Consider the following 21293-nt stretch of genomic DNA (forward strand, 5'->3'; position numbering starts at 1 on the left):
ACCGCGCGGCGAGGAAAAAGACCATTAGCGCACAAGCCCAGTGAAACAGTATTTGGTCGAAGTTGTATATCGCGTCGTTGGTTCCGGCGAAGCGGTATTCCAGCCAGAAAAGGGCGCTGACCAGCGGCCGGTAGAAACCGGGCCGCATTTCAAACCGCGCATCGTCCACGCGGCATCCCTCGCAGAAGTCTCCCTGAAATACCCGCAGGATTCCATCGGACGCGATTATCAGGGGGTTGTTGTAGGTGACCATGCGCATATCAGGGGTCATTTCCATGTCAATGCCGGGGCGGAATGTCAGCAGAACGGCGGCAAGAAGTAGAACGAAGAAGATGATACGGCGCGCGCGGGGATTGTTCATAAGATGAAGTCTTCCAGAATCGGACATGGGGTCATGATAACAGAGCCTCTTTCGGGGTGGGTACACATTTTAATGTGTACGTTGGCGCGGAGCGCCAAGAGAGGGAGTCATGCCTTGCGGCATAATGTACCCAATGAATTGGGTACCCACCAAACAAAAAAAGGCATGGGGCCGAAGCCCCATGCCTTTGAAAAAGACTAAACGGTTAGCAACTTACTGCATACCGCCAGCGGTGGAGTCCCAAGTGAAAGTCTTGGTGCCTTGCGGGTGGAAAGCGGTAATAACGAAGCCATTGGTGGTAAGTGTCGGGACGGTGGTAACATTTTTGGTCGATTTGAAGCCAACGCCGTTAAGCGAGGCCAAGGTGTCCGTATACGCGTTGTTGGTTGCGTAGTACGACTCTTCGGACAGAGCCATGTTGCGCACGTCGGATTCGGCCGCGCTGTCATTCGCCTGCTTCTTGTAGTTGGCGAATTGCGGGATTGCTATCGCGACGAGGATACCGATGATCGCCACGACGACCAGCAGTTCGATGAGCGTAAAGCCCTTTTCGCCCTTCATTATCTTCTTGAACATGTAATTTGCCTCCTAAAAAGTTAATTGCCTCTGGCGCGTTCATACGCCTTTAAACACTTGCCTATTTTATGGTGCAGGTTTTAGACCAAGATGCAAAGTTTTGGTAATCACCCACACCATTTGCGGTATATTACCATAAAAATCAATTTAATAAGGAATAAATATACCTGCCATGCTGGGGGCGACGCGATGAGCTAATAGAGCCTGAACCGGCCTAAAAGTTGTCCAACATGACAAAAATTGTCATGTCTTATAAATAGGGGAGCCACGGGAAAGTGGTAAACTGTGTCCCGTTGAAAGGGGATGGGAAGATGCATGAACCGGTGGAATTACTTCTTTATTCCAGGGAGGATTGCCCTCTCTGCGAGGAGATGGCGGTGGCGGCCCGTGAAGCGTCGCGGGAAATCCCGCTTTCCGTCACCTATGTGGATGTGACCGCCGATCCGCGGTTGCGGGACGAATATGGGCTGGACATCCCGCTTCTTTTCCATAACGGCACCTGTATCGCCAAGCATCGGATAACGCCGAGGGAACTGGTGGCAAAGCTGGCGCGCCGCATGGAGCATCGGTAGCCGATGCCGCGCGTTGTATTTTTTGCCCTGTTCTGGTTGGCCACCGTGGCTTGCCCGGCTTTTGCCAACGAGGCGCTATTTACCGGCCAGGATGAAATTCTGCGGGGGCTGGATTACTCCTACCGCCTCCGGTTCACGGATGCGAAAGGGGTTTTCAGCCAGCTTGCCACCACATATCCCGCTTCTCCGGCGGGACGCTTTTATGTGGCCGCCGTCGGTTGGGGGATGACCGAATCGGATGCCAGATGGCGCATCATGGCGTCGTTTTACAGCATCACCACGCCTCCCAAGAAGCAAACACGTGACGCGGCGGCGCTGGAGGATGGGCTTGGGAGGGTGATTGTCCTGTGCGATGCGGTATTGGCAAAAAAGCCGGACGATTTCGAGGCGCTCTTTTACAAAGCGGGGGCGCACGCGTTCCTTGCCAGGATGTACGCATACGGCGGCGATTATTTTGACGCCATGACCCACGGGAAAAAAAGCGCGGCCCTGTTCGACCATCTGTATGCCCTCTATCCCAACCAGGGGGATGCGATGATCGGCCCGGCGATATACAAGTACCATGTGGGGAAGCTTCCCGCGCCGCTGCGGTGGCTGGTGGGGTTGCTTGGCTTAAGCGGCACGAAGGAGGAAGGGCTGGCGCTTGCCGAAAAGGCGTATGATGCCGCGCTGCTTTCCCGCGTGGAAGCGGCCGATTTCCTGGCGCGCACCTACGCGATACATGAAAGCAATCCGCATAAAGCGCTGGAATGGGCCGTCGCCCTTGAACGGGCGTCGCCGGGCACCATGGCGGCGGAGTTGGACCGCTTTTACGCATACCATGGTTTGGGGGATGCCGCGAAAGAAGAGGCGGCGGTTATCCATCTATCCGAGCGGTTGCCGGAGGTGGACGCCGCGGTGCGCGAACTATGGGAGCCGCTGTTATATTATGTGCGTGGCTCGCTGCGGGAAAAAGCGGGCGACCGCCCCGCCGCCGCGGCGTTTTTCAGAAAAGCGCTTGCGTTCCGCGGCATTGATCCCTGGCTCAAGGGCGATGCGGAACTGAAACTGCGGAGAACGGAAGGCCGGAAATGAAAATCCTGATCGTCAAGCTCAGCTCGATCGGCGATGTGGTGCATGGCATCGCGTTCGTAAACCGGCTCAAAGAGGCGATGCCGGATGCCCACGTGGATTGGATGGTGAACGACGCCTTTGCCGGCCTGGTGAAAAACGTCCGCGGCGTCCGCCGGGTTTGGCATTTCCGCCGCGCGGCGTGGGGGAAGGAGTGGCACCGCCCGCGCACATGGGGGGAAATCGCCACGCTCATGAGTTGGGTTCGGCGTGAGCAGTACGATATCTGCATCGACCTGCAGGGGTTGCTCCGCAGCGGGCTGGTCACCGCGCTCTCCGGCGCGAAAGTCCGCGCGGGGTTTTCCAACGCGCGGGAGGGAAGCCGCTGGCTTTACAGCCACAAGGTGGAACCTGGCGGGCAACCCCACGCGGTGGCTGTGCTGTTTCGCGCCTTGTCGCTGTTCGCCATCGCGCCCCCCCCCCTTCCGGATTTCACCTTCGATATTCCCGCGCAATCCGCCGCGCAGGTGGATGCCCTGCTGGAAGGGCTGGGTATCCGCGGATCCTTTGTGGTGTTTCACGTGGGAGCGCGGTGGAAGACCAAGATGTGGCCCGCCGCCCACTGGCATGCCCTGGCGGGGGATGTTCGCGCCACGAGCGGCCTGCCGGTGGTTTTCACCGGATCGGAGGCGGACGTCCCGCTCATTAATCAGATTATCGATGGCCGGGATGGGCTGTACAACCTGGCTGGCGGATTGGGCCTCGTGGAATCATCGGCGCTGTTGGCCCGTTGCGCTTTGATGGTGACGGTGGATAGCGGCCCCATGCATATCGCCGCCGCGTTCAACCGCCCGATAGTGGCGATTTTCGGGCCGACTTCACCCCAAAAGACCGGCCCCGTCAGCCGTGGTCCGATTGATATTTTGCGGGCGAAACGTAACTGTATGCCCTGCTTTTCCCGCGCCTGCAAACGGAAGCACGAATGCATGGAAGAAGTCACGCCCGCCGATGCCGGCCGACAGGTTATGGCGATGATCGAGTTCCTCAAAAAGGGGTAGGGAGGGGGTTGCCCCGCCATACCATTAAAGTAGTATGTAAGAGGGCTTTTCCCATGCTCGGCTTGTGTGATCTATGCAGGGCGGGGTTGTTCGTAATGGACAGTTGTTTAACATTTGAATTGCACGAAACATGCGATGTTGAAGTTTATTTGATATGCACAGGCTGTAAAATCAATACATTAAATTTATGAGTCGTTCATTATATACCAAGACATTTAAAATATAGATGGATAAAAGTCATAGTTCATTTTTTATTTCCGTTTTAGAATTGCCCGAATAAAGGGTAGAGGTTTTTGTGCGCCCAAAATGGGCAGAAAGGGGTGATTGCACAATGGCTAACGAAAAGTCTCAAGGTTCGGATCCGAACGATCACGTTTCTTACTGGCAGGTCTTCATGGACGATTGGTGGCTTCTGTTTTTTCTTGCCGCCGCGATTTTGTTTATCTCCTATACCACGTGGGGTGTGATAGAACTCGCTTCGGTGGGGATATCGCCGCTTGAAGGATTAACATCATCTGCCGCGCAGGTTGCGGCGCCGGCGGTCGCGCCGGTAGTAACGCCGCCAGCGGCGCAATGATCCGCAATAAAGTTAGAGGGGAGGATAATCGATGAGCATTTTTATTCCCGAGAAGCATTGGTGGCGTGATCCGCTGGACAAAGATGAAAAAGTCTGGCTCGCCATCGCTCTCACCACCAGCATTGTTTTGACGCTGGCCATGCCTTGGTGGCATGTGACGCAGAAACAGAACCCGTCATCCGAGTATTACAAAATCAAGCCCGAAACATTTGATGCCGCCACCGACCGTTTCATCCAGGAATTTGGAGAGAAGGACGAGTCGGGCGCAATCAAGCAGGAGGGTGGCATCGATGTCGTGGCTCCGCCGGCGGGCGACATCTTCGTGCGCGGTCAACAGTTCAAATGGTCCCCCGTTCTGAAACTGAAGAAGGGGGCGGCCTACCGCATCCACCTTTCGTCTATCGACGTTTTGCACGGATTCTCGGTGCAGCCGATCAATATGAATTTCGAGGCGGTGCCGGGGTACGACTACGTGCTGAAAGTCACCCCGACCACATCAGGGGTTTTTAACATCGTCTGTAACGAATTTTGCGGAATCGGCCACCATACGATGGTCGGCCGCATTTACGTGGATTAAGGGGGGGCTGTATGGAAGCTGTATTCAGGACTTGTCCTGTCACCGGCCTCAAAGTTGAACGTAACGCGGAAACGCTGGTTATGTTCAATGCCGTTACCAGCATAGTATTTTTGCTGGTCGGCGGGCTGTTGGCGTTATTGTTACTTCTCACGCGCTGGCAGGCGGTGCATCTGCTGCCGGCCGATTTCTTTTACCGTCTTCTCACGCTGCACGGCATCGCCATGCTGGTCGCGTGGATCGTTTTCTTTGAAATGGCGGTGCTCTATTTCGCCTCGGCCATTTTGCTCAACACGCGGCTTTCAGTGCCGTATCTCGCCTGGGGCCAGTACGGCCTCATGGTGATCGGCGCCGCCATCACGGCGGTGACGATACTGTTGGGGAAGGCCGACGTTATGTTCACCTCCTATGTGCCGTTGCAGGCGCATCATATGTACTACTTCGGCATCATCCTGTTTGCCGTGGGGGCCATCCTCGGCGTTTGCGTGTTTTTCGCGACCCTGGGGGCCGCGCGCGCGGAAAAGACCTATGTCGGGTCGGTTCCGCTGGTGACGTTCGGCGCCATAGCCGCCGCCATCATCGCGCTGCTTACCCTCGCGCATGGGGCGATCGTCTTCATTCCCACCTGGCTCTGGGCCTTGGGAATTATCCCGATGATGGATCCGGAAGTCTACCGCGTCCTCTTCTGGGGTTTCGGGCACTCCACGCAACAGATCAACGTGGCCGCGATGATCTCCTGCTGGTACCTGCTCGGCACGCTCACCGTCGGCTCCGTGCCGGTCAGTGAAAAGTTCTCGCGCTCCGCGTTCACGCTTTACGTCCTGTTCATCTGTATCGCCAGCGAACACCATCTGCTGGTCGATCCGGGCATTTCCACCGCGCACAAGGAATGGAACACCGGCTACTTCATGCACCTCGCCGTTTTGGCCAGCATGATGCACGCCTTCTCCGTTCCGGCCGCCGTCGAAGTGGCGCAGCGCAAGAAAGGCTACACCAAAGGATTGTTCGAGTGGCTCAAGCGGGCGCCGTGGGGCGATCCCGGCTTCTCGTCGATGGTCTTCTCGGTGGTCGGATTCGGCTTCCTGGGCGGCATCACCGGCGTCATATACGGCACCGAGCAGCTCAACATCATCGTTCACAACACGTTGCGGGTACCGGGGCATTTCCATGCCACGGTGGTCATCGGCACCACGATGGCGTTCATGGGCATCACCTACTATGTGTTGCCGCTGATTTTCCGCCGCGAAGTGATGTTCCCGGGCATAGCGAAGCTGCAGCCGTACGTATTCGGCATCGGCATGTTTGTCTTCTCGACCGCGATGATGTTCGTGGGCGGGTTCGGCATTCCGCGCCGCATTTGGGATATCACCGGAGCGGAAGCGCCGTTCCCGGTCGCGTATGGTCCGACGGCTGACTTGGCCTTGGCGGTCATGGCGGTTGGCGGGTTGTTGGCCATTGTTGGCGGCGGCATGTACATTCTGGTTGCGGTCGCCACGGTGGCGATCGGCAAAAAGATCAATCGTTGAGGTGAAGCATGAGTGTTAAAGAAGAGCACAGGCCGTTAGGCACGAACGCGTTGATCTATTTCTTCTTCGCGTGTCTCGTCGCTTTCTACGTCCTGAACTGGAAAGAACTTATTGGCGTTTGGAATGTCGGTTGAGCGATTTCGCACAACCGCGGGGGGCGGAGGGCCATCGGCAAGTTCCTTTTGCCGCGCTGTTCCCCCCCCTTTTTTTCGCGGTGTTGCTGGCGGGGGTTATATCCCCGCCGGCATTCGCCGCTCCGGCCGCGGTGGACCGCTCCGAGCGCGCCATTGGCCGCATTCTCAAAAACTATCCGCTGATTGACGAGCGGGGATTCCCCATCCCGCTCTATGGGTTCCGCGGCAAATCGGTGCTGTTAACCTTTTTTTTCGCCGATTGTCCCGAAGCCTGTCCCCTGATCGCCCATTCGGTGCAAGACATTTTGACCAAGCTTCCGCCCGCCCTGCGGGATAAGACCGCGACGCTTTTCGTGACGTTGACGCCGGAGATCGACACGGCCAAGCGGCGGAGCGAATACGCCGCGGATTTCGCCGTGCCGGGCGCGCAGTGGCGCTTCGTGGCGCTCAGCCCATCCGTGCTGGCGCAACTGGCGGACGACGTTGGATTTGATTACCAAAAGGGCAGCTCCGCCCCGGAACATATGAACCGGCTTACGTTGATCGGCCCCACGGGAAAGGTCGAGCGGCACTTTTACGGAACCACGTTCGATGCAGCCGCCGTGACGGGGGCCGTGGCCGCGGTGGCGGAGGGCCGGACGCTCGGCGGGACGATCTCGATAATGTTCGACAAGCTGATGCTCTACTGTTCCACCTATGATCCGGCCAAGGACGCCTACCGTCCGAATGTCCTTTTTCTCATTGTGACCGCCATTCAATCGGCGTTGGCTCTCGCCACCGCCGCCTATTTCATTTTTTATCTCACCCGTCAATCGAGGCACTAAAATCATGGCAACCCAGGAACCTCTCGAACGCGAAATCCGCGCTTCCGCGGACCCTTACCAATTACCGGCCATCCTCCGTCCCGGCCACATGCTGTTGCGGTCGGCCGGGCGGTTATTCGACCGGCTTTTCGACCACCCGTACAATCCGATGCACCAGTTGGGCGGGCTTCTCTGGTTTTTCTTCTGGATGTTGGTGATCACCGGCGCGTATCTGTACCTTTTTTACGAAATGACCCCGGCCGGAGCCTATCGCACGGTGCGGGAAATAACCGAGGGGCAGCGGTGGCTCGGCGGCATTATCCGTTCGCTGCACCGCTACGCGTCGGGAGGGTTGATGCTGGTTACCGCCGCGCATATGTACCACGTTTTTTTCTCCGGCCGTGTGCGGCGTTACCGCTGGCTGGCGTGGATAACCGGGTTGGTGGTTTTGCCGCTCATCTGGTTCGAGGGAGCCACCGGCTATGTGATGGTCTGGGACGACCGGGGGTTGATGGCGGCCCTCGAGTTCGCCAAATGGTTCGACGTGTTGCCGCTGGCGGTGGAGCCGTTTGGGCGCAACTTCGTCCCCGGCGGGTCGATGAACCAGCTCTTCTTTTTCCTGCTTTCGTACCTCCACCTTGTCATTCCCTGCGGCCTGATAATCATTCTATGGGTGCATAATTTGCGGCAGTCCCGGCCGCGCGTTTGGCCGTACGCCCCGCTTGCATGGGCGGTAACCATCGCGTTGCTGCTGCTGTCGGTTTTTGTCCCGGCGCTCAGCGGCGCCCCCGCCGACCTGCGGCACCTCACCGGCACGGTGAATATCGACTGGTTTTATCTGGCGGTGTTTCCCCTTGCCAACGCATACGCCATTGCCCCGGCATGGCTTTGGACCGGCGTTGCCGCAATGTTTGGGGTGATGGCGACGTTCCCGTGGCTGATGCCGGATGAGAGTGGCACACCACGAAATGGGGAGATTGAAGAATGAAAACGCTGATACCGCCCGGCGGGTGGGTTGTTCTTGCCGTTGTTGCGGCATTTGTGGGGTTTATCACTTCGCGGCCCGCGTACAGCTTCTTTTCCGATGATAAGGCGCAGTTGGCGGTTTCTTTCAAGTACACCACTCCCCGGCTGCACCCATGCGCCGATGAGGAATTAAAGACCTATCTGGCCGGCCGGGGCGACCGGCCCCGCCATATGCAAAACGCCAAGGCCGAATGCGGCAGCCGGGAACGCTTTCCGCTGGCGCTGCGGATCACGGTGGATGGCAAGGTGTTAACGCAAAAAGAGGTGCCAGCCTCCGGTTGGCGGCACGACACCTCCATTTTTGTGCTGGAACAGCACATGGTCGGAGCGGGGCGTCACGCCGTGACGGTTGAAATGGGGGAAAAAGGGGCCGCTGGCGGATATTCCCACAGCATTTCGCGGGAGATCGATTTCGGGCCGCGCGACATCGTGGCGATCGATTTCAAGAAGCCGGAGTTCAGGATTTTCGCCGACTAGGCTCCACCGGGCGAGGCGGCGGGGGGTTATGCCCCCGTCCGCATCCGGTAGGCCTGAAGCGTATTGTACATCAGCATGGCGATGGTCATCGGCCCGACCCCGCCCGGAACCGGCGTGATGCAGCCGGCCACTTTCTTGACCCCTTCGAAATCGACGTCCCCCACGATTTTTTTGTCCGGCATGCGGTTGATGCCGACGTCGATCACCGCCGCGCCCGGTTTCACCATGTCGGCGGTGACGAAGTTCGGCTTGCCGATGGCGGCGATGATCACGTCGGCGCTTTTCACGATGTCATGCAGGTGCCTGGTGCGGCTGTGGCAGATGGTGACGGTGCAGTTTTCATGCAGCAGCAGGGTTGCCACCGGCTTTCCCACGATGTTGCTGCGGCCGATAACCACCGCCTTGGCGCCGTTGAGGTCCACGCCGGCCCGCTTGAGCAGCTCGATGCAGCCGGCGGGGGTGCAGGGGCGCAGGCCGGGGGTGTTCGACACCAGCCGCCCCACGTTCACCGGGTGAAACCCGTCCACGTCTTTCATCGGGTCTATTTTTTCCAGGATGACCTGTTCGCGGATATGTTTCGGCAGCGGCAGCTGCACCAGTATGCCGTCGACGCCGGGATCGTGGTTAAGCATGTTGATAAGCTCAACCAGCGCGGCCTCGCTCACGGTTTCATCCAGCAGGTGTTCGGCGCTGGCGAAGCCGAGCGCGTGGCAGGCTTTTTTCTTGCTGTTCACGTATACCTGCGATGCCGGGTCTTTTCCCGCCAGCACCACCGTGAGCGCGGGGGGGCGCCGCCCCGCCGCGACGATTTCGTCCACCGCCGCCTTCACTTCGTCCCGGATGGATTGGGCGATGGCTTTCCCGTCGATCAGCTTTGCTTTCATTGTGTCTTCCCGGATGTTAGAGGGGTTGTCCCATGGTGAAATCGTCGAATTCCAGCCGCCGCCGGCTCATGCGGCACCGCTCGGCGCGGATGATGTATTCCAGTTCATTTTGCGCGTCTTCCAGCGTGTCGTTGATGACCAGATAGTCGTAGTGCGAGCTTTCGGAAATCTCCGCCCAGGCCGTGTCCAGCCTGCCCTGCACGGTTTCGGCGGTTTCGGTGCCGCGTTCGAGGAGGCGGCGGCGCAGCTCTTCAATGCTGGGGGGCATGACGAAAATGAACACCCCGTCCAGCTTCCGTTCGCGCAGCTTGACGGCGCCCTGCACGTCGATCACCAGCAGCAGGTCGGTCCGCCGTTCCTGCGCCTCGTCCACCGCGTCCCATGTGGTGCCGTAGTATTTGCCGTGTACCTCGGCCCACTCTATGAATTTGTCCTCGGCGATCATTTCCTTGAAGCGCGCCGCGTTGGTGAACCGGTAGTGGACGCCGTCGATCTCGCCGGGGCGTTTCGGGCGGGTGGTGCATGATACCGATTGTTGCACGCCGGGGATGTTTTCCGCCGCCCACTTGGCCAGCGTGGATTTTCCCGCGCCGGAAGGGGCGGAAAGGATGAAGAGTATCCCCCGTCCGTTGACCGCGCCCTTGTTGTCCATGGCTCCCTTATTCTATGTTCGCCGCCTGTTCGCGGATTTTTTCGATGTTGCTTTTTATTTCCACCACTTCGCGGCTGATGTCGATGAGGGTGCTTTTGGCGCTCATGGTGTTCGCCTCGCGGTTGAGCTCCTGGAGCATGAATTCCACCTTGCGCCCCACCGGCCCGCCCGCCTTGATGAGCTGGCGCATCTGGACGATGTGGCTGCCCAGGCGGATCGCCTCTTCGGAGATGTCGGAGCGTTCGGCCACAATGGCCGCCTCGATGAGTATCCGCTGCGGGTCGGCCTCGGCCCCCTTGACGATTTCCTCGATTTTGGCCTTCAGCCTGGCCAGTATCTCCCCCTCCTGCGATTTGCGGAGTTCCATCACGCGCGCGGCGCTTGTTTCTATCAGCGCCAGCTTGTCCAGCAGGTCTTTTTCAAGCGTGGACCCTTCGGCGGCGCGCATCGCCGCCAGCGCGTCGATGGCCTTGGCCAGCGCGCCGGCTATCAGCCGCCAGCGTCCTTCCACGTCGGCGGCCTCCTCTTCGCATTTGAAAATGTCTTTCAGCGAAAGGATGGCGCCCAGGTCCGGCTGGCCCGCCACGCCGTGCTTGTCCTTGAGGATTTTCGCGGCGGCGATGAACTGCAAGGCCATGTCTTCGTCCAGCACGAGTTTTTTTTTCACTTCGGAGCCGTTGCCCACCGTCACGGTCACGTCCACATAGCCGCGCGTGACCTTTCCCCCGAAGGCGTCTTTGATCCGCTTTTCCAGTTCGTAGTCCTTGGCCGGCGTCCGGATGTTGAATTCGAGGAAGCGGTGGTTCACCGTGCGGATTTCCACCGTGCATTTTTTCGTCCCTTCGGCCGCTTCCGCGCGCGCGAAGCCGGTCATGCTTCGTATCATCCGGTGCTCTCCATTGCTGTTGGCATTTGCTTTAAGCCAAGTATATATTGAAACCGGGCGGTTTGGTAAGCTCAAATGGCGTGTGTGCCGAACGCCGGTTTTTTTAACGGAAAGGGATGTATCCGATGGACATGAAGATCGTTCTCACCACCTTCTGGCTGGTCTTTTTGGCCGAACTGGGGGATAAAACGCAGCTCGCCACGCTCGCTTTTTCGGCCGGCACGCCGTCGAAGATGTCGGTGTTCCTCGGCAGCGCCGGGGCGCTCGTCGTCACCTCCGCGCTGGCGGTCGTTTTGGGCGACCTCCTCTCGCGCTATCTGCCGGTGAAGGCGATGCACATCGCCGCGGGCGGCGGTTTTCTGGTCATCGGCGCGCTGATGCTGGCGAAGGAACTCTGGAAGTAGGGCGGGAACGGCGGGCCGGTTACCGCGCGCCCTGAAGCAGGCGGTTAACGCGCGGCGCCAGGTCGTTCGCCGCCACCGGCTTGTTGACGAAATCGTCCGCGCCGATGTGGAGGCAGTACGAGCGGATGTCCATGCCGTTCGGCGTGGGCCACGATTCGTCGGAGGTCATGGCGATGATCGGCACACGGCGCGCCAAACCGCCGTTCCTCACCTGTTGTATGAATTTCAGCCCGTCCATCACCGGCATGTTGATGTCGGTGATTATAAGGTGGGGGACGACGTTGCGGATGATCTCCAGCGCCTCCGCGCCGTTACCCGCTTCCAGTATGCCGGGGAAAATGCCGGCGCAATGTTCCTTGATGGCGGCCCGGACGACTTCCTGGTCGTCCACCACCAGCACCGTCACGTTGAACGAAGGGGGGAAGGCGAGGAAAAACGTGCTTCCCTTGCCGGGTTCGGATTCAACGGTGATTGTTCCACCGTGGGCTTCCATGAGCTCCTTTGTGTGGGGCAGGCCGATCCCCGTTCCCTTTTCGCCCGCCGTGCCGAGGCTGCGCATTTTCATTTCCGCCGCGAATAGCGACGGCATTTTTTCCGGCGCGATGCCGGGGCCGTTGTCTTTCACCGCGATGGTGGATGGCATGTCCGATGGATTAAAGAAGGTTATCGTGTCGCCCTTATCGCAGAATTTGACGGCGTTCGACAGCACGTTCTTCACGCACTCGCCGAAAAGATCGGGATCGGCATACACCTTCATCGTATCGGGAAGATCGTTAACGATGGCGATTTCCTTTTGCGCGGCCATAGTCTTGTAAAGTCCGATCTGCGCGTTGGCGAAACCGCGGCAATTGATAAACCGCTTTTGGGGGATTATCCGGCCCGCTTGCAAGCGGGAGAGGTCGAGCAGCCGTTCGGTCAAGTTGAGCAGTTCGCGGCTGTGAGTTGCCATCTTGCCGACGAAAGACCGGTCGCCCGGAGAGAGGGCGTCGCCGTTATGCAGGGTCTCCAGCCCTAGCGTGAGGCTTGACAGCGGCGATTTCAGGTCGTGCGTCACCAGCGATACGAATTTGTCTTTAAGGCGCGTGGCATTTTCCGCCTCTTCCCGCGCTTTGCGGTGCTCTTCGGTTTTCAATGCCACTTGCGTTTCAAGTTCCCCTTTGCTTTTTACAAGAATATCTATTGTTCGAGCTTCCGCCGCTTCTTTTTCCTCGCGGAGTATCTTTATCCGGTCGGCAAGCGCAAGGGAAAGCAAAATGACATCGGCCAATGTGCCGATCTGCATTGAATAAGCGGTAATAAACGAATAGGGGAGAACGCCGAAATCTTTTAAGAAATAGAGCAGAACTCCGGTGAGATACATTGTCCAGGCCGCAACATAAAAACGGGCTTGACGGTTTCCCGCCTTCAGGCTGCGGATACCTGCATAAAGGAGCAATGGGGGGAATATCAGTGTGGAAAGGTAGCCTATGGTGACGGCAAAGGTAAAGCTCTTTCCCTCGAACAAAGATAGAATTCCATCAAACGCACAGAAAAGTACAATAGCCATCAGGATTTTATCTAGCGAGGGGGTAAACACCTTTGTATCCAGAAAGGAACGGCTAAAAGATACCGCCAGCCCAAAAGAAAAGATGCCAAAAAGCATTGAGCTATGGTTTCCCAAAAAGGGTGACGAGGGCCATAAATACTGAAATGCCAAACCGTTTAGTCCGAAGTAAGTAAGACCGGCAAGTAGAATATATGTGACGTATATTAAATAGACGGTGTCACGCACCGAGAAATAGATAAAAAGGTTATACAGGCACATCACCAGCAGGGCGCCGAAGTAGAGGCCAAGCAAGAGGGTCTCTATGTTGTTTTTAGCCAGAAAATGATTTGTCCCCCACGCGGTGAGCGAACAGTTTGCGACTATCCTCAATTTCCCCCAGACTTTTATATATATCTCGCTGGTTCCCGGTATGGTGGACATCGAGAAAGCGTTTTTGCGATAGGCGATGTCCCGTCTGTTGAAAGGGATTCGGTTTCCCCCTTCGTGAAATCGTATTTGGCCGGTATGGCTTATTTCATATACTTCGATGTGACTGAGAGGGGGGTGCTCCGCTTGCATGATCCATTTCATTTCCCGGCCGTTGGGATTATTGACCGTCAGATGCAGCCAGTGCGCGGCATCCGACATGCCGAAATCCAGCGTATCGTGGTTGACCGGTACGAATTGCGACCGGTGCGCCTCTGACCGGACATCCGCCAGCGTCAGTTGTTTTGTGGGGTCCGCGAAGTGTTCAACATATTTTCCGATGAAGGCTCCGTCCATCGTTTCGGAGGGGGTGAACGCCTCCAGCGCCTCGGCATTGAGCGCGGCGCTGAAAAACAGCGCAAGCCCAAAAAGAAGGGGCGGAATGTTTGTCATGCGTGGCCTTTTCTTGGTGCCACAGGTTTCAACCTGTGGTTGTTTCCGCAGGAAACAAGATGACTCTTGGCCCTTCCGGGCCAACAACAGGATGAATCCTGCTGTACCCGCCAATCCATCATTTTGCGGCATGGGTATTTTCAACATTCCCGCCGACGCCGCTGATGGTGGCGGTGCGAGTCTTGCCCAGGGAAAACGCGTATCGAACTCCCACTTCATCCCCTCCAGACGATGCGTCAAGTTGCCGCATATCCCAAAATATTATCCGGCCTATTTCAATTTTGGTATATGCAAGTGGCGATATTATAGCGCATGAATGTAGCGTATAAAACAACCCCCAAGGGTTAACCCTGATGATTTTTCAGGCCGATTCGTGTTGGGTGCGGCAATCCTGTCGCACGTTGGCGCAAAGCGCCAAGAATAATCGGTCGGCCCATCGAGCCGATTGTGCTTAAAGGGTATTTACACTTCACTTCGTTCGTGTGAAAAACACGGAACACCGCTGCGCACTGTCCGGTTTTTTCCGCGGCGGATTGAAAAAATGTTTCCGCCGCTCTCGTGCGACAGGATGGGAAAAGCGGAATGGAAATTTTCCATCCGCTTTGGAGATGGCCTGTAGGCCGCTGTCGCACCTGCCGGGGAAGCGTGTTGCGCCGGTACAACGGGTTTTAACCTGTTGCGCGGACTGAAAGGCCGCGGTTTTCTTGCGCCTGTCGGCGCAACCGCAGGTTAAAACCTGCGGTACCAAGCAGAGCCCGCTATTGCCGCGCACACGCCGGTGGGGTAAACTTACGCTTTTATGGATTACAAAGAGACGCTCAACCTTCCCACGACCGGTTTCCCCATGAAGGCCGAGACTCCCGACACGCGCATTTTTTCTGGTTTGGCTTTATAATGAATATTGCGTGAGGTGATATTGGCAAACGAGCTTGCCGGCCGCTTTACAATAACCTCCCATGCGCTATTGGAAATGGAGCGCCGGGGGATTTCAACCGCGGTTATTGAAGGTGTATTGAGAGTTCCCGGACAGGTGCTTGAAGCGCGGAAGGGAAGAAAGGTCTTCCAATCTATGGTCTCCTTCCCGCCCGAAAGCAAAGAATATCTCGTTCGCGTGTTTGTTGATGTGGACCGGAATCCCGCGGAAGTTGTGACCGCTTATCGGACCAGCCATGTGGAAAAATATTGGAGAGAACCATGAAGGTGCTGTTTGACAAAAAAACGGATACGTTGAGCCTGATTTTCAGGGAGAACGCGGCCATTGTGGAGAGCGATGAAGAAAAGCCCGGGGTTATTTTGGATTTCGACGGCGAGGGCAACCTCGTTTCAATGGAAATACTGGATGCTTCCCGCCGTGTCACCGAAACCCGCAACGTGGAGTACCAGCTTACGGAGTAGCCCCACAACAGGGAGGCCGGGAAAAATCAACCTGCCGCGCAAGCGGCCCACCGGGCCGTCATGTCTCCCTTTGCCGCCGCGTCTTTTCAAAAGCTTGCCGGTTTTCCCGCTTTATTCCGCGAATAAAGCGGGGTAAACTTACGCTCTTATGGATTACAAAGACACGCTCAACCTCCCCACGACCGGTTTCCCCATGAAGGCCGGCCTCCAGACGATGGAGCCGGACATGCTGCTGCAATGGAGCGGCCTCTACAAGAAGATACGCGAGGCCCGCAAAGGGGCCAAAAAATACATCCTGCACGACGGCCCCCCGTATGCCAACGGCGACATCCACATGGGGCACGCGCTCAACAAAATCCTGAAGGACATCATCGTCAAGGTGAAAACCATGCAGGGCTTCGACGCGCCGTACGTGCCGGGGTGGGATTGCCACGGCCTGCCCATCGAACACCAGGTGGACAAAAAGCTCGGCAAAAAGAAAAGCGAAATAACCCGCGCCGAAAAACGGAAGCTCTGCCGCGAGTACGCCGCCGGGTTCATCGACCGCCAGCGCGAATCGTTCAAGCGGCTCGGCATTTTGGGCGATTGGGAAGACCCGTACCTCACGATGGATTACCGCTACGAGGCCGATACCGTGCGCGAATTGGCGAAGTTCATGGATAACGGCTCGCTCTATCAGGGGCTGAAGCCGGTTCACTGGTGCACCTCCTGCCAAACGGCGCTGGCCGAGGCGGAAGTGGAATACGCCGACCACGTCAGCCCCTCCGTGTACGTCCGCTTCCCGCTGGAAGAGGGGGAGGCGGCGCGGCTCGGCTTGAAAGGGGAGGCGGCGGTCGTCATTTGGACCACCACGCCGTGGACGATACCCGCCAACCGCGCGGTCTGCGTTCACCCGGCGTTCGATTATTCCGCCGTCGCGTTCAACGGCGGCACGCTGTTGATGGCGACCGAACTGGTGGGCAAGGTCGCCCCCGTTATCGGCGTGACCGAGATAGAAGAAGTAAAACGCTTCAAAGGGAGCGAACTGGAAGGGGTCAAGACAAAGCACCCGCTCTACGGCCACATCTCGCCGGTGATATTGGGGATGCACGTCACGCTCGACGCCGGCACCGGCGCGGTGCATACCGCCCCCGGCCACGGGCAGGAGGACTACGCGGTCGGCCAGAAGTACGGCCTGGAAGTTTTCAATCCGGTGCGCGACAACGGCCTGTTCAAGGACGATCTTCCCATCTTCGCCGGGCGGCGCGTGCCGCAGGTGAATCCCGACGTGATAGAGGAACTGAAGGTGCGCGGCATGCTGCTGTTCACCGAGAACATCAACCACTCGTATCCGCACTGCTGGCGCTGCAAACATCCGGTGATCTTCCGCGCCACCGCGCAGTGGTTCATCGGCATGGAGCAAAACGCCCTGCGCGTAAAAGCGCTGGCCGGGATCAACCGCGTGGAATGGGTGCCGAAGTGGGGCAAGGAGCGCATCTTCGGCATGGTGGAAAACCGCCCCGACTGGTGCATCAGCCGCCAGCGCGCGTGGGGCGTGCCGATCACTGTTTTGAAATGCCAAAAGTGCGACGAGCCGCTGATAGACGGCGATACCGCGCGCCGCGCGGCGGACGAGATGGAGAAGCACGGCGCGGACATCTGGTTTGAAAAAGACGCCGCGCATTGGGCCGCCGGGAAGAAATGCAAAAAGTGCGGCGGCGCGGAGTGGAAGAAAGAAGAGGACATCCTCGATGTCTGGTTCGATTCGGGCGTCAGCCAGGCGGCCGTGCTGCGCCGCTGGCCCGATCTGCAATGGCCCGGCGACATGTATCTGGAAGGGAGCGATCAGCACCGCGGCTGGTTTCAAAGCTCGCTGCTCGCATCCGTTGGCACGACCGGCGAGGCGCCCTACAGCACCGTGCTTACCCACGGCTATGTGGTCGACTCGAAGGGGCGCACGATGTCGAAATCGGCCGGCAACGGCATCGAGCCGGTTGACATCGTGAAAAACCACGGCGCGGAGATCGTGCGCCTCTGGGTCTCCAGCGAAAACTATATGGAAGAGGTGCGCCTGTCGGATGAAATCCTCAAGCGGCTTTCGGAAGCGTACCGCAAGATACGCAACACCTTCCGCTTCATGCTGGGGAACCTCTCCGATTTCGACCCGGCGAAAGACCGTGTGCCGTTCGCCGAATTGCCGGAGCTGGACCGCTATATCCTCGACCGCGCAGCCACACTGCAAAAAACCGTGCTGGCCGCGTTCGACCGGTACGAGTATCACGTCTTCTACCACGCCATGCACAACTTCTGCGTGGTCGATCTGAGCGCTTTCTATCTCGACATCGTGAAAGACCGCGCGTATACCTTCCCGCCCCGCTCGAAATCACGGCGCGCCGCGCAGACCACGATGTACGAATTGACGCAGGTGATGCTCCGCCTGATGGCGCCGGTCTTGAGTTTTACCGCCGACGAAATCTGGGCCGCCATCCCCGGCACTCCCGCCGGAAGCAGCATCCACACCCAGACGTTTTTTAACGTGGATGGTTTGGCTATCTCCCCGGAGATGCGCCAAAAGTGGGACCGGCTGTGGGAAATCCGCAAGGGGGCACTGAAGGTTTTAGAGGACAAACGGCGCGACAAAATCATCGGCCACTCGCTCGATGCGAAGTTGGAGGTTTTGGCGGCGGGAACAGATTTGGCGCTTTTGAAAGGGTATGAGGCGGAGTTGCCGTTCATCTTCATCGTTTCGCAGGTTACGGTGACGGCGAAAGAGGGCGGCGAGATGGATATTTCAGTGGTCGCGCCTGATGGAAAAAAATGCGAGCGTTGCTGGAACACCTCGCCCGATGTCGGCGGCAGCGCCGCGCATCCCGCCGTCTGCGGCCGTTGCGCCGCGCACCTTGCCGAGATGGCCTAAAAATGGCGTTGCCTTTGTCCGGTATTTTCAAGAGGTACACGCCGCTGGCGTCGGGTGCGCTCGTCATCGTGGTGCTGGATCAGCTCACGAAATCGCTGGTGCGCGAGCATGTCGAGCTCTACCGCTCCATCCCGGTGACCGGCTTTTTCAACATCACCCATATCCAAAATCCCGGCGCGGCCTTCGGCTTTATGTCAGGTATTTCAGCTAGTTGGGTCGGCGTATTCTTCATTGCGCTTACGATTTTCGCCTCCGCCGTGCTGGTCTATCTCTACCGCGAGGCCGAAAAAGAAGGCCCCGCACTGCGTGTGGCCCTGACGCTGATATTGGGCGGGGCGCTGGGGAATCTTATCGACCGCATCACCATCGGCACTGTGACCGACTTTTTGGATTTTTATATCGGCGGTTTCCACTGGTGGGCGTTCAACGTGGCGGATAGCTGCATCACCATCGGCGCGATAACCGCCATCGCCGCCTCGCTCATCACGCCGAAGAAATCAGGCGGCTAATTCGGGAGGCGGCTGGAACGGTAGTTCACGATCTTGATCTCTTCCAGCGTCACCAGTCCTTCCTTCACCACGTCGTCCAGCCACGGCAGCAGTTTTTCGACGTTCTCCTCGGTATCCACGATCTCCACCACCAGCGGCAGGTCTTCGCTGATCTCCAGTATCTTGGCGGTGTGTACCCGGCTGTTCGCGCCAAACCCCATGATGCCGCGCAGCACGGTGGCCCCGGCCATGCCCAGTTCACGCGTCTTCAGCACAATCGCTTCGTAGAGCGGTTTGCCGCCGGTCTTGTCCGATTCGCCGATGTAAATCCGCAACAGGCATCCTTTATCCGGTAATTTCGTCATATGCCGCTCCTATCTTTCTATGAGTTGCCGCGCCGCAAAAAACCCGGCAAACACCAGCGCGATGCCGATAATGTTGCTTGCCAGCATGTTCGCCGCCGCGCGTCCGTATTCGCCGTCGCGCAGCAGGTGGAATGTTTCGAGGCCGAAGGTGGAGAAGGTGGTGAACCCCCCCAAAATGCCGATGAAGACCAACGCCCGCGCCTCCGGGGTGGCCGCCGCCTTTTCAAACAGCGGCCAGAGAAAGCCGATGAGGAAGCAGCCGAAGAGGTTCACCGCCAGCGTTCCCCACGGGAAAGTCGGCTCGGCGAAACGGTGGGTGAAGGTGGATACGGCGTAGCGCAGGATGCTGCCGGCCGCGCCGCCCGCCGCGATAGCCAGCAGCTTCAGCATTACGCTTCCTTTTTCTCCGACAGATAGCCCTGCACGGCGTTGAAGCCGGAGGTTCGGCGGAGCATTTTTTTGCGCCGGTAGGCCGCCTGCGCGTAGCCGATCACCTTGTCCAGCAGTTGCGGAAAGGCGAATCCGCTTTTTTCCCAGAGGTAAAAGCCGAGCGATCCGGGGATGGAGTTCAACTCGGTGATGTAGATGTTGCCGTCTTTCGCCAGCAGAAAATCAACCCGCGCCGCGCCGGAGCAATCGAGCGTGCGGAAGACTTTTTTGGCGGCATCCTGGATTTTCGCGGCGGTTTCCGGCGCGATGTCCGCCGGGATCGCGCGCGCCACGTTCGCCATGCCGCCGCGTCCTTTTTTGCCCCCCGCGAGGTACTTTTGTTTGTAGTCGAGGAAGCCTTTGCTAAACACCTCTTCGCAGACGGAGGCGTGGATTTCGTCGTCGTCCCCCATCACCGCGCAGTTGATCTCGCGCGGTTCGATCACGCCTTCTTCCACGATGACCTTGCGGTCGTAGCGGCACGCATCGTCCAGCGCCACCGCGAGAAAATCGGCTGAATCCACTTTCGATACCCCCACCGAGCTGCCGCATGAGGCGGGCTTGATGAAAATGGGGAAGCGGAAGTTATCCAGTATCTCTTTTTTCACCGCGTCGTGGCGGGTTTCGATCTCGGCTTTGAGGAAGCCGGTGAATTTCACCACCGGCAGGCCGGCGCTTTTCAGAATGTGCTTTTGCAGCACCTTGTCCATGCCGACGGCGCTGGCGGTGACGTTCGAGCCGGTGTAGGGGATGTCGGCCAGTTCCAATAGTCCTTGCAGCGAGCCGTCCTCGCCGCCGGTGCCGTGGATCAGCGGGAAGGCGATGTCGATTTCGATTTTAGTATCGGAGAACTTTTGCAGGAAGCCGCCGGATTCGTGCCGCAGCGGGTAGGGGGGGATGAAGCGCCGGTTGAATTTCTTCAGGTCGCTCTTGTTGCCGGTGAATATTTCTTTATAGCGGGTAACGTCCTTCAGCCGGTCGTCGCATATCCAGTCCCCTTCCGGCGTGATGTAGATGGGGATGGCTTCGTATTTCTCCTTGTCGAGGTTTTTATGCACCTGGTCGAAGGTGATGATACTGATCTCGTGCTCGGCGGAAACGCCGCCGAAGATGAGGCCGACCCTCTTTTTTTCCATCGGGTCAATATAACATCCCGCGCGGGGGGATTAAAGAAAGGAATGGCCGCGCGGCCAGCGGCGGCGGGGGCGCCCGTGACAGGTGGGGCAAAGGCGCATAATCAGCCCATGAAATGCAGTTGACAGAACGGGGCAAAGTCTGGATAATCCAGACTTCGCATTGAGTTCCCCGGTAGCTCAGCTGGTAGAGCAGGTGGCTGTTAACCACCCCGCCGCTGGTTCGAATCCGGCCCGGGGAGCCAATTACCCCCTCGTCTGGACACCTCGCCGTTTCCGGCGATGGCGTAGACAAGATGGGAATATTGCTCCCCACCCCAACATTCTTCAACCTCTTTGGTCATCGCCACCACGCCCGCCGCCCCCGGCACCGGTTGTGAGCACCGTGCAGGTTTCTGTCTGATATAATCTCATGGCGATAAATTCCGCATCTGAATCAGTTGTGAGCACCGCGCAGGTTTCTGTCTGATATAATTTCCCCACCAGTTACTAAGGAAGTCGTTAGTAAGGCGACATGATTATGCGGCATAACGTACATTCGGCTCGTCAAAGAACGAGCGTACCTTTTTCTGGTTGCGCTGTAGCGATTTCAAATGACCATGAGCCTTCTTCCTCAGATCGTC

General features: G+C 58.0%; 23 protein-coding genes and 1 tRNA gene. 15 read left to right on the plus strand and 9 right to left on the minus strand.

All coding sequences use genetic code 11. The features are described from left to right. Positions 1–361 (minus strand): hypothetical protein (locus tag HZA03_02820; protein MBI5636885.1); only part of this gene is annotated, 361 nt, incomplete at its 3' end. Positions 362–574: 213 nt separating this feature from the next. Next, positions 575–922: a prepilin-type N-terminal cleavage/methylation domain-containing protein gene (locus HZA03_02825; protein MBI5636886.1), complete on the minus strand. Its 348-nt coding sequence runs from the start codon at positions 920–922 to the stop codon at positions 575–577. Positions 923–1248: 326 nt separating this feature from the next. Between HZA03_02825 and HZA03_02830 the strand changes: the two genes are divergently transcribed. The 9 genes from HZA03_02830 (at position 1249) to HZA03_02870 (ending at position 8734) form a co-directional block, all read left to right on the plus strand. Continuing rightward, complete coding sequence (locus tag HZA03_02830) at positions 1249–1509, plus strand: glutaredoxin family protein (GenBank protein ID MBI5636887.1); 261 nt, start codon at positions 1249–1251, stop codon at positions 1507–1509. A gap of 3 nt (positions 1510–1512) precedes the next feature. Further along, the gene (locus tag HZA03_02835) at positions 1513–2583 is read left to right on the plus strand and encodes a hypothetical protein (protein ID MBI5636888.1); all 1071 of its coding nucleotides are present in this window, start codon (positions 1513–1515) and stop codon (positions 2581–2583) included. Beyond that, complete coding sequence (waaF, locus tag HZA03_02840; GenBank protein MBI5636889.1) at positions 2580–3617, plus strand: lipopolysaccharide heptosyltransferase II; 1038 nt, start codon at positions 2580–2582, stop codon at positions 3615–3617. The genes HZA03_02835 and waaF overlap by 4 nt, the downstream gene beginning before the upstream one ends. A gap of 331 nt (positions 3618–3948) precedes the next feature. Beyond that, complete coding sequence (locus tag HZA03_02845) at positions 3949–4194, plus strand: hypothetical protein (GenBank protein MBI5636890.1); 246 nt, start codon at positions 3949–3951, stop codon at positions 4192–4194. A 31-nt stretch (positions 4195–4225) separates the two neighbouring features. Beyond that, complete coding sequence (locus HZA03_02850; GenBank protein MBI5636891.1) at positions 4226–4771, plus strand: cytochrome C oxidase subunit II; 546 nt, start codon at positions 4226–4228, stop codon at positions 4769–4771. Positions 4772–4782: 11 nt separating this feature from the next. Beyond that, on the plus strand, positions 4783–6294 hold the full coding sequence (locus HZA03_02855; GenBank protein MBI5636892.1) for a cbb3-type cytochrome c oxidase subunit I: 1512 nt from the start codon (positions 4783–4785) through the stop codon (positions 6292–6294). A gap of 130 nt (positions 6295–6424) precedes the next feature. Further along, the gene (locus HZA03_02860) at positions 6425–7252 is read left to right on the plus strand and encodes an SCO family protein (GenBank protein ID MBI5636893.1); all 828 of its coding nucleotides are present in this window, start codon (positions 6425–6427) and stop codon (positions 7250–7252) included. Positions 7253–7340: 88 nt separating this feature from the next. After that, positions 7341–8219: a cytochrome b N-terminal domain-containing protein gene (locus HZA03_02865; GenBank protein ID MBI5636894.1), complete on the plus strand. Its 879-nt coding sequence runs from the start codon at positions 7341–7343 to the stop codon at positions 8217–8219. Continuing rightward, positions 8216–8734, plus strand: a complete 519-nt coding sequence (locus HZA03_02870; GenBank protein MBI5636895.1) for a hypothetical protein — start codon at positions 8216–8218, stop codon at positions 8732–8734. The genes HZA03_02865 and HZA03_02870 overlap by 4 nt, the downstream gene beginning before the upstream one ends. Positions 8735–8760: 26 nt before the next feature. Here the strand turns inward: HZA03_02870 and folD are convergent, their stop codons facing one another. From folD to HZA03_02885, 3 genes are read right to left on the minus strand one after another with little or no spacing between them, the layout of a single operon-like run. After that, entirely contained in the window at positions 8761–9618 is an 858-nt protein-coding gene (gene folD, locus HZA03_02875; GenBank protein ID MBI5636896.1) for a bifunctional methylenetetrahydrofolate dehydrogenase/methenyltetrahydrofolate cyclohydrolase FolD, read from the minus strand. A gap of 16 nt (positions 9619–9634) precedes the next feature. Continuing rightward, the gene (gene gmk / locus HZA03_02880) at positions 9635–10270 is read right to left on the minus strand and encodes a guanylate kinase (protein MBI5636897.1); all 636 of its coding nucleotides are present in this window, start codon (positions 10268–10270) and stop codon (positions 9635–9637) included. 7 nt (positions 10271–10277) lie between these two features. Then, the gene (locus HZA03_02885) at positions 10278–11156 is read right to left on the minus strand and encodes a YicC family protein (GenBank protein ID MBI5636898.1); all 879 of its coding nucleotides are present in this window, start codon (positions 11154–11156) and stop codon (positions 10278–10280) included. Positions 11157–11281: 125 nt separating this feature from the next. Between HZA03_02885 and HZA03_02890 the strand changes: the two genes are divergently transcribed. Further along, complete coding sequence (locus HZA03_02890; protein MBI5636899.1) at positions 11282–11560, plus strand: TMEM165/GDT1 family protein; 279 nt, start codon at positions 11282–11284, stop codon at positions 11558–11560. Positions 11561–11579: 19 nt separating this feature from the next. On the opposite strand, the gene HZA03_02895 is transcribed toward HZA03_02890, so the two are convergent. Beyond that, positions 11580–13964 carry a response regulator gene (locus HZA03_02895; GenBank protein ID MBI5636900.1) on the minus strand — a complete coding sequence of 795 codons (2385 nt, stop codon included), beginning with the start codon at positions 13962–13964 and terminating at the stop codon, positions 11580–11582. Between the two features lie 970 nt (positions 13965–14934). Between HZA03_02895 and HZA03_02900 the strand changes: the two genes are divergently transcribed. The 4 genes from HZA03_02900 to lspA all read left to right on the plus strand — a co-directional run bounded on the left by HZA03_02900 (position 14935) and on the right by lspA (position 18764). Beyond that, positions 14935–15162, plus strand: a complete 228-nt coding sequence (locus HZA03_02900) for a DUF4258 domain-containing protein (GenBank protein ID MBI5636901.1) — start codon at positions 14935–14937, stop codon at positions 15160–15162. Next, complete coding sequence (locus tag HZA03_02905; protein MBI5636902.1) at positions 15159–15359, plus strand: DUF2283 domain-containing protein; 201 nt, start codon at positions 15159–15161, stop codon at positions 15357–15359. The genes HZA03_02900 and HZA03_02905 overlap by 4 nt, the downstream gene beginning before the upstream one ends. Positions 15360–15507: 148 nt before the next feature. Continuing rightward, entirely contained in the window at positions 15508–18255 is a 2748-nt protein-coding gene (ileS, locus tag HZA03_02910; protein MBI5636903.1) for an isoleucine--tRNA ligase, read from the plus strand. A 2-nt stretch (positions 18256–18257) separates the two neighbouring features. Beyond that, positions 18258–18764: a signal peptidase II gene (gene lspA, locus HZA03_02915; protein ID MBI5636904.1), complete on the plus strand. Its 507-nt coding sequence runs from the start codon at positions 18258–18260 to the stop codon at positions 18762–18764. Here lspA and HZA03_02920 read toward each other — a convergent pair. From HZA03_02920 to HZA03_02930, 3 genes are read right to left on the minus strand one after another with little or no spacing between them, the layout of a single operon-like run. Beyond that, on the minus strand, positions 18761–19108 hold the full coding sequence (locus HZA03_02920; GenBank protein ID MBI5636905.1) for a DUF190 domain-containing protein: 348 nt from the start codon (positions 19106–19108) through the stop codon (positions 18761–18763). The two genes, lspA and HZA03_02920, sit on opposite strands and share 4 nt — an antisense overlap. Positions 19109–19117: 9 nt before the next feature. Further along, entirely contained in the window at positions 19118–19495 is a 378-nt protein-coding gene (gene crcB, locus HZA03_02925) for a fluoride efflux transporter CrcB (protein ID MBI5636906.1), read from the minus strand. A gap of 2 nt (positions 19496–19497) precedes the next feature. After that, positions 19498–20673 carry a D-alanine--D-alanine ligase gene (locus tag HZA03_02930; GenBank protein MBI5636907.1) on the minus strand — a complete coding sequence of 392 codons (1176 nt, stop codon included), beginning with the start codon at positions 20671–20673 and terminating at the stop codon, positions 19498–19500. Positions 20674–20839: 166 nt separating this feature from the next. Here HZA03_02930 and HZA03_02935 point away from each other — a divergent pair. Then, a tRNA-Asn gene (locus HZA03_02935) sits at positions 20840–20915 on the plus strand. Positions 20916–21293: the final 378 nt, after the last annotated feature.

The organism is Nitrospinota bacterium (genome assembly GCA_016217735.1).
GTDB lineage: Bacteria > Nitrospinota_A > UBA7883 > JACRGQ01 > JACRGQ01 > JACRGQ01.

Bases quoted from the DNA above. Each gene is read 5' to 3' on its own strand.
- HZA03_02865 (MBI5636894.1), top strand. From the start codon at position 7,341: ATGCTGTTGCGGTCGGCCGGGCGGTTATTCGACCGGCTTTTCGACCAC.
- HZA03_02890 (MBI5636899.1), top strand. From the start codon at position 11,282: ATGGACATGAAGATCGTTCTCACCACCTTCTGGCTGGTCTTTTTGGCC.
- HZA03_02895 (MBI5636900.1), bottom strand. From the start codon at position 13,964: ATGACAAACATTCCGCCCCTTCTTTTTGGGCTTGCGCTGTTTTTCAGC.
- HZA03_02825 (MBI5636886.1), bottom strand. From the start codon at position 922: ATGAAGGGCGAAAAGGGCTTTACGCTCATCGAACTGCTGGTCGTCGTG.
- waaF (MBI5636889.1), top strand. From the start codon at position 2,580: ATGAAAATCCTGATCGTCAAGCTCAGCTCGATCGGCGATGTGGTGCAT.
- HZA03_02920 (MBI5636905.1), bottom strand. From the start codon at position 19,108: ATGACGAAATTACCGGATAAAGGATGCCTGTTGCGGATTTACATCGGC.
- lspA (MBI5636904.1), top strand. From the start codon at position 18,258: ATGGCGTTGCCTTTGTCCGGTATTTTCAAGAGGTACACGCCGCTGGCG.
- HZA03_02850 (MBI5636891.1), top strand. From the start codon at position 4,226: ATGAGCATTTTTATTCCCGAGAAGCATTGGTGGCGTGATCCGCTGGAC.
- HZA03_02855 (MBI5636892.1), top strand. From the start codon at position 4,783: ATGGAAGCTGTATTCAGGACTTGTCCTGTCACCGGCCTCAAAGTTGAA.
- folD (MBI5636896.1), bottom strand. From the start codon at position 9,618: ATGAAAGCAAAGCTGATCGACGGGAAAGCCATCGCCCAATCCATCCGG.
- HZA03_02900 (MBI5636901.1), top strand. From the start codon at position 14,935: ATGGAGCGCCGGGGGATTTCAACCGCGGTTATTGAAGGTGTATTGAGA.
- HZA03_02870 (MBI5636895.1), top strand. From the start codon at position 8,216: ATGAAAACGCTGATACCGCCCGGCGGGTGGGTTGTTCTTGCCGTTGTT.
- HZA03_02930 (MBI5636907.1), bottom strand. From the start codon at position 20,673: ATGGAAAAAAAGAGGGTCGGCCTCATCTTCGGCGGCGTTTCCGCCGAG.
- HZA03_02835 (MBI5636888.1), top strand. From the start codon at position 1,513: ATGCCGCGCGTTGTATTTTTTGCCCTGTTCTGGTTGGCCACCGTGGCT.
- HZA03_02905 (MBI5636902.1), top strand. From the start codon at position 15,159: ATGAAGGTGCTGTTTGACAAAAAAACGGATACGTTGAGCCTGATTTTC.
- HZA03_02885 (MBI5636898.1), bottom strand. From the start codon at position 11,156: ATGATACGAAGCATGACCGGCTTCGCGCGCGCGGAAGCGGCCGAAGGG.
- ileS (MBI5636903.1), top strand. From the start codon at position 15,508: ATGGATTACAAAGACACGCTCAACCTCCCCACGACCGGTTTCCCCATG.
- gmk (MBI5636897.1), bottom strand. From the start codon at position 10,270: ATGGACAACAAGGGCGCGGTCAACGGACGGGGGATACTCTTCATCCTT.
- HZA03_02845 (MBI5636890.1), top strand. From the start codon at position 3,949: ATGGCTAACGAAAAGTCTCAAGGTTCGGATCCGAACGATCACGTTTCT.
- HZA03_02830 (MBI5636887.1), top strand. From the start codon at position 1,249: ATGCATGAACCGGTGGAATTACTTCTTTATTCCAGGGAGGATTGCCCT.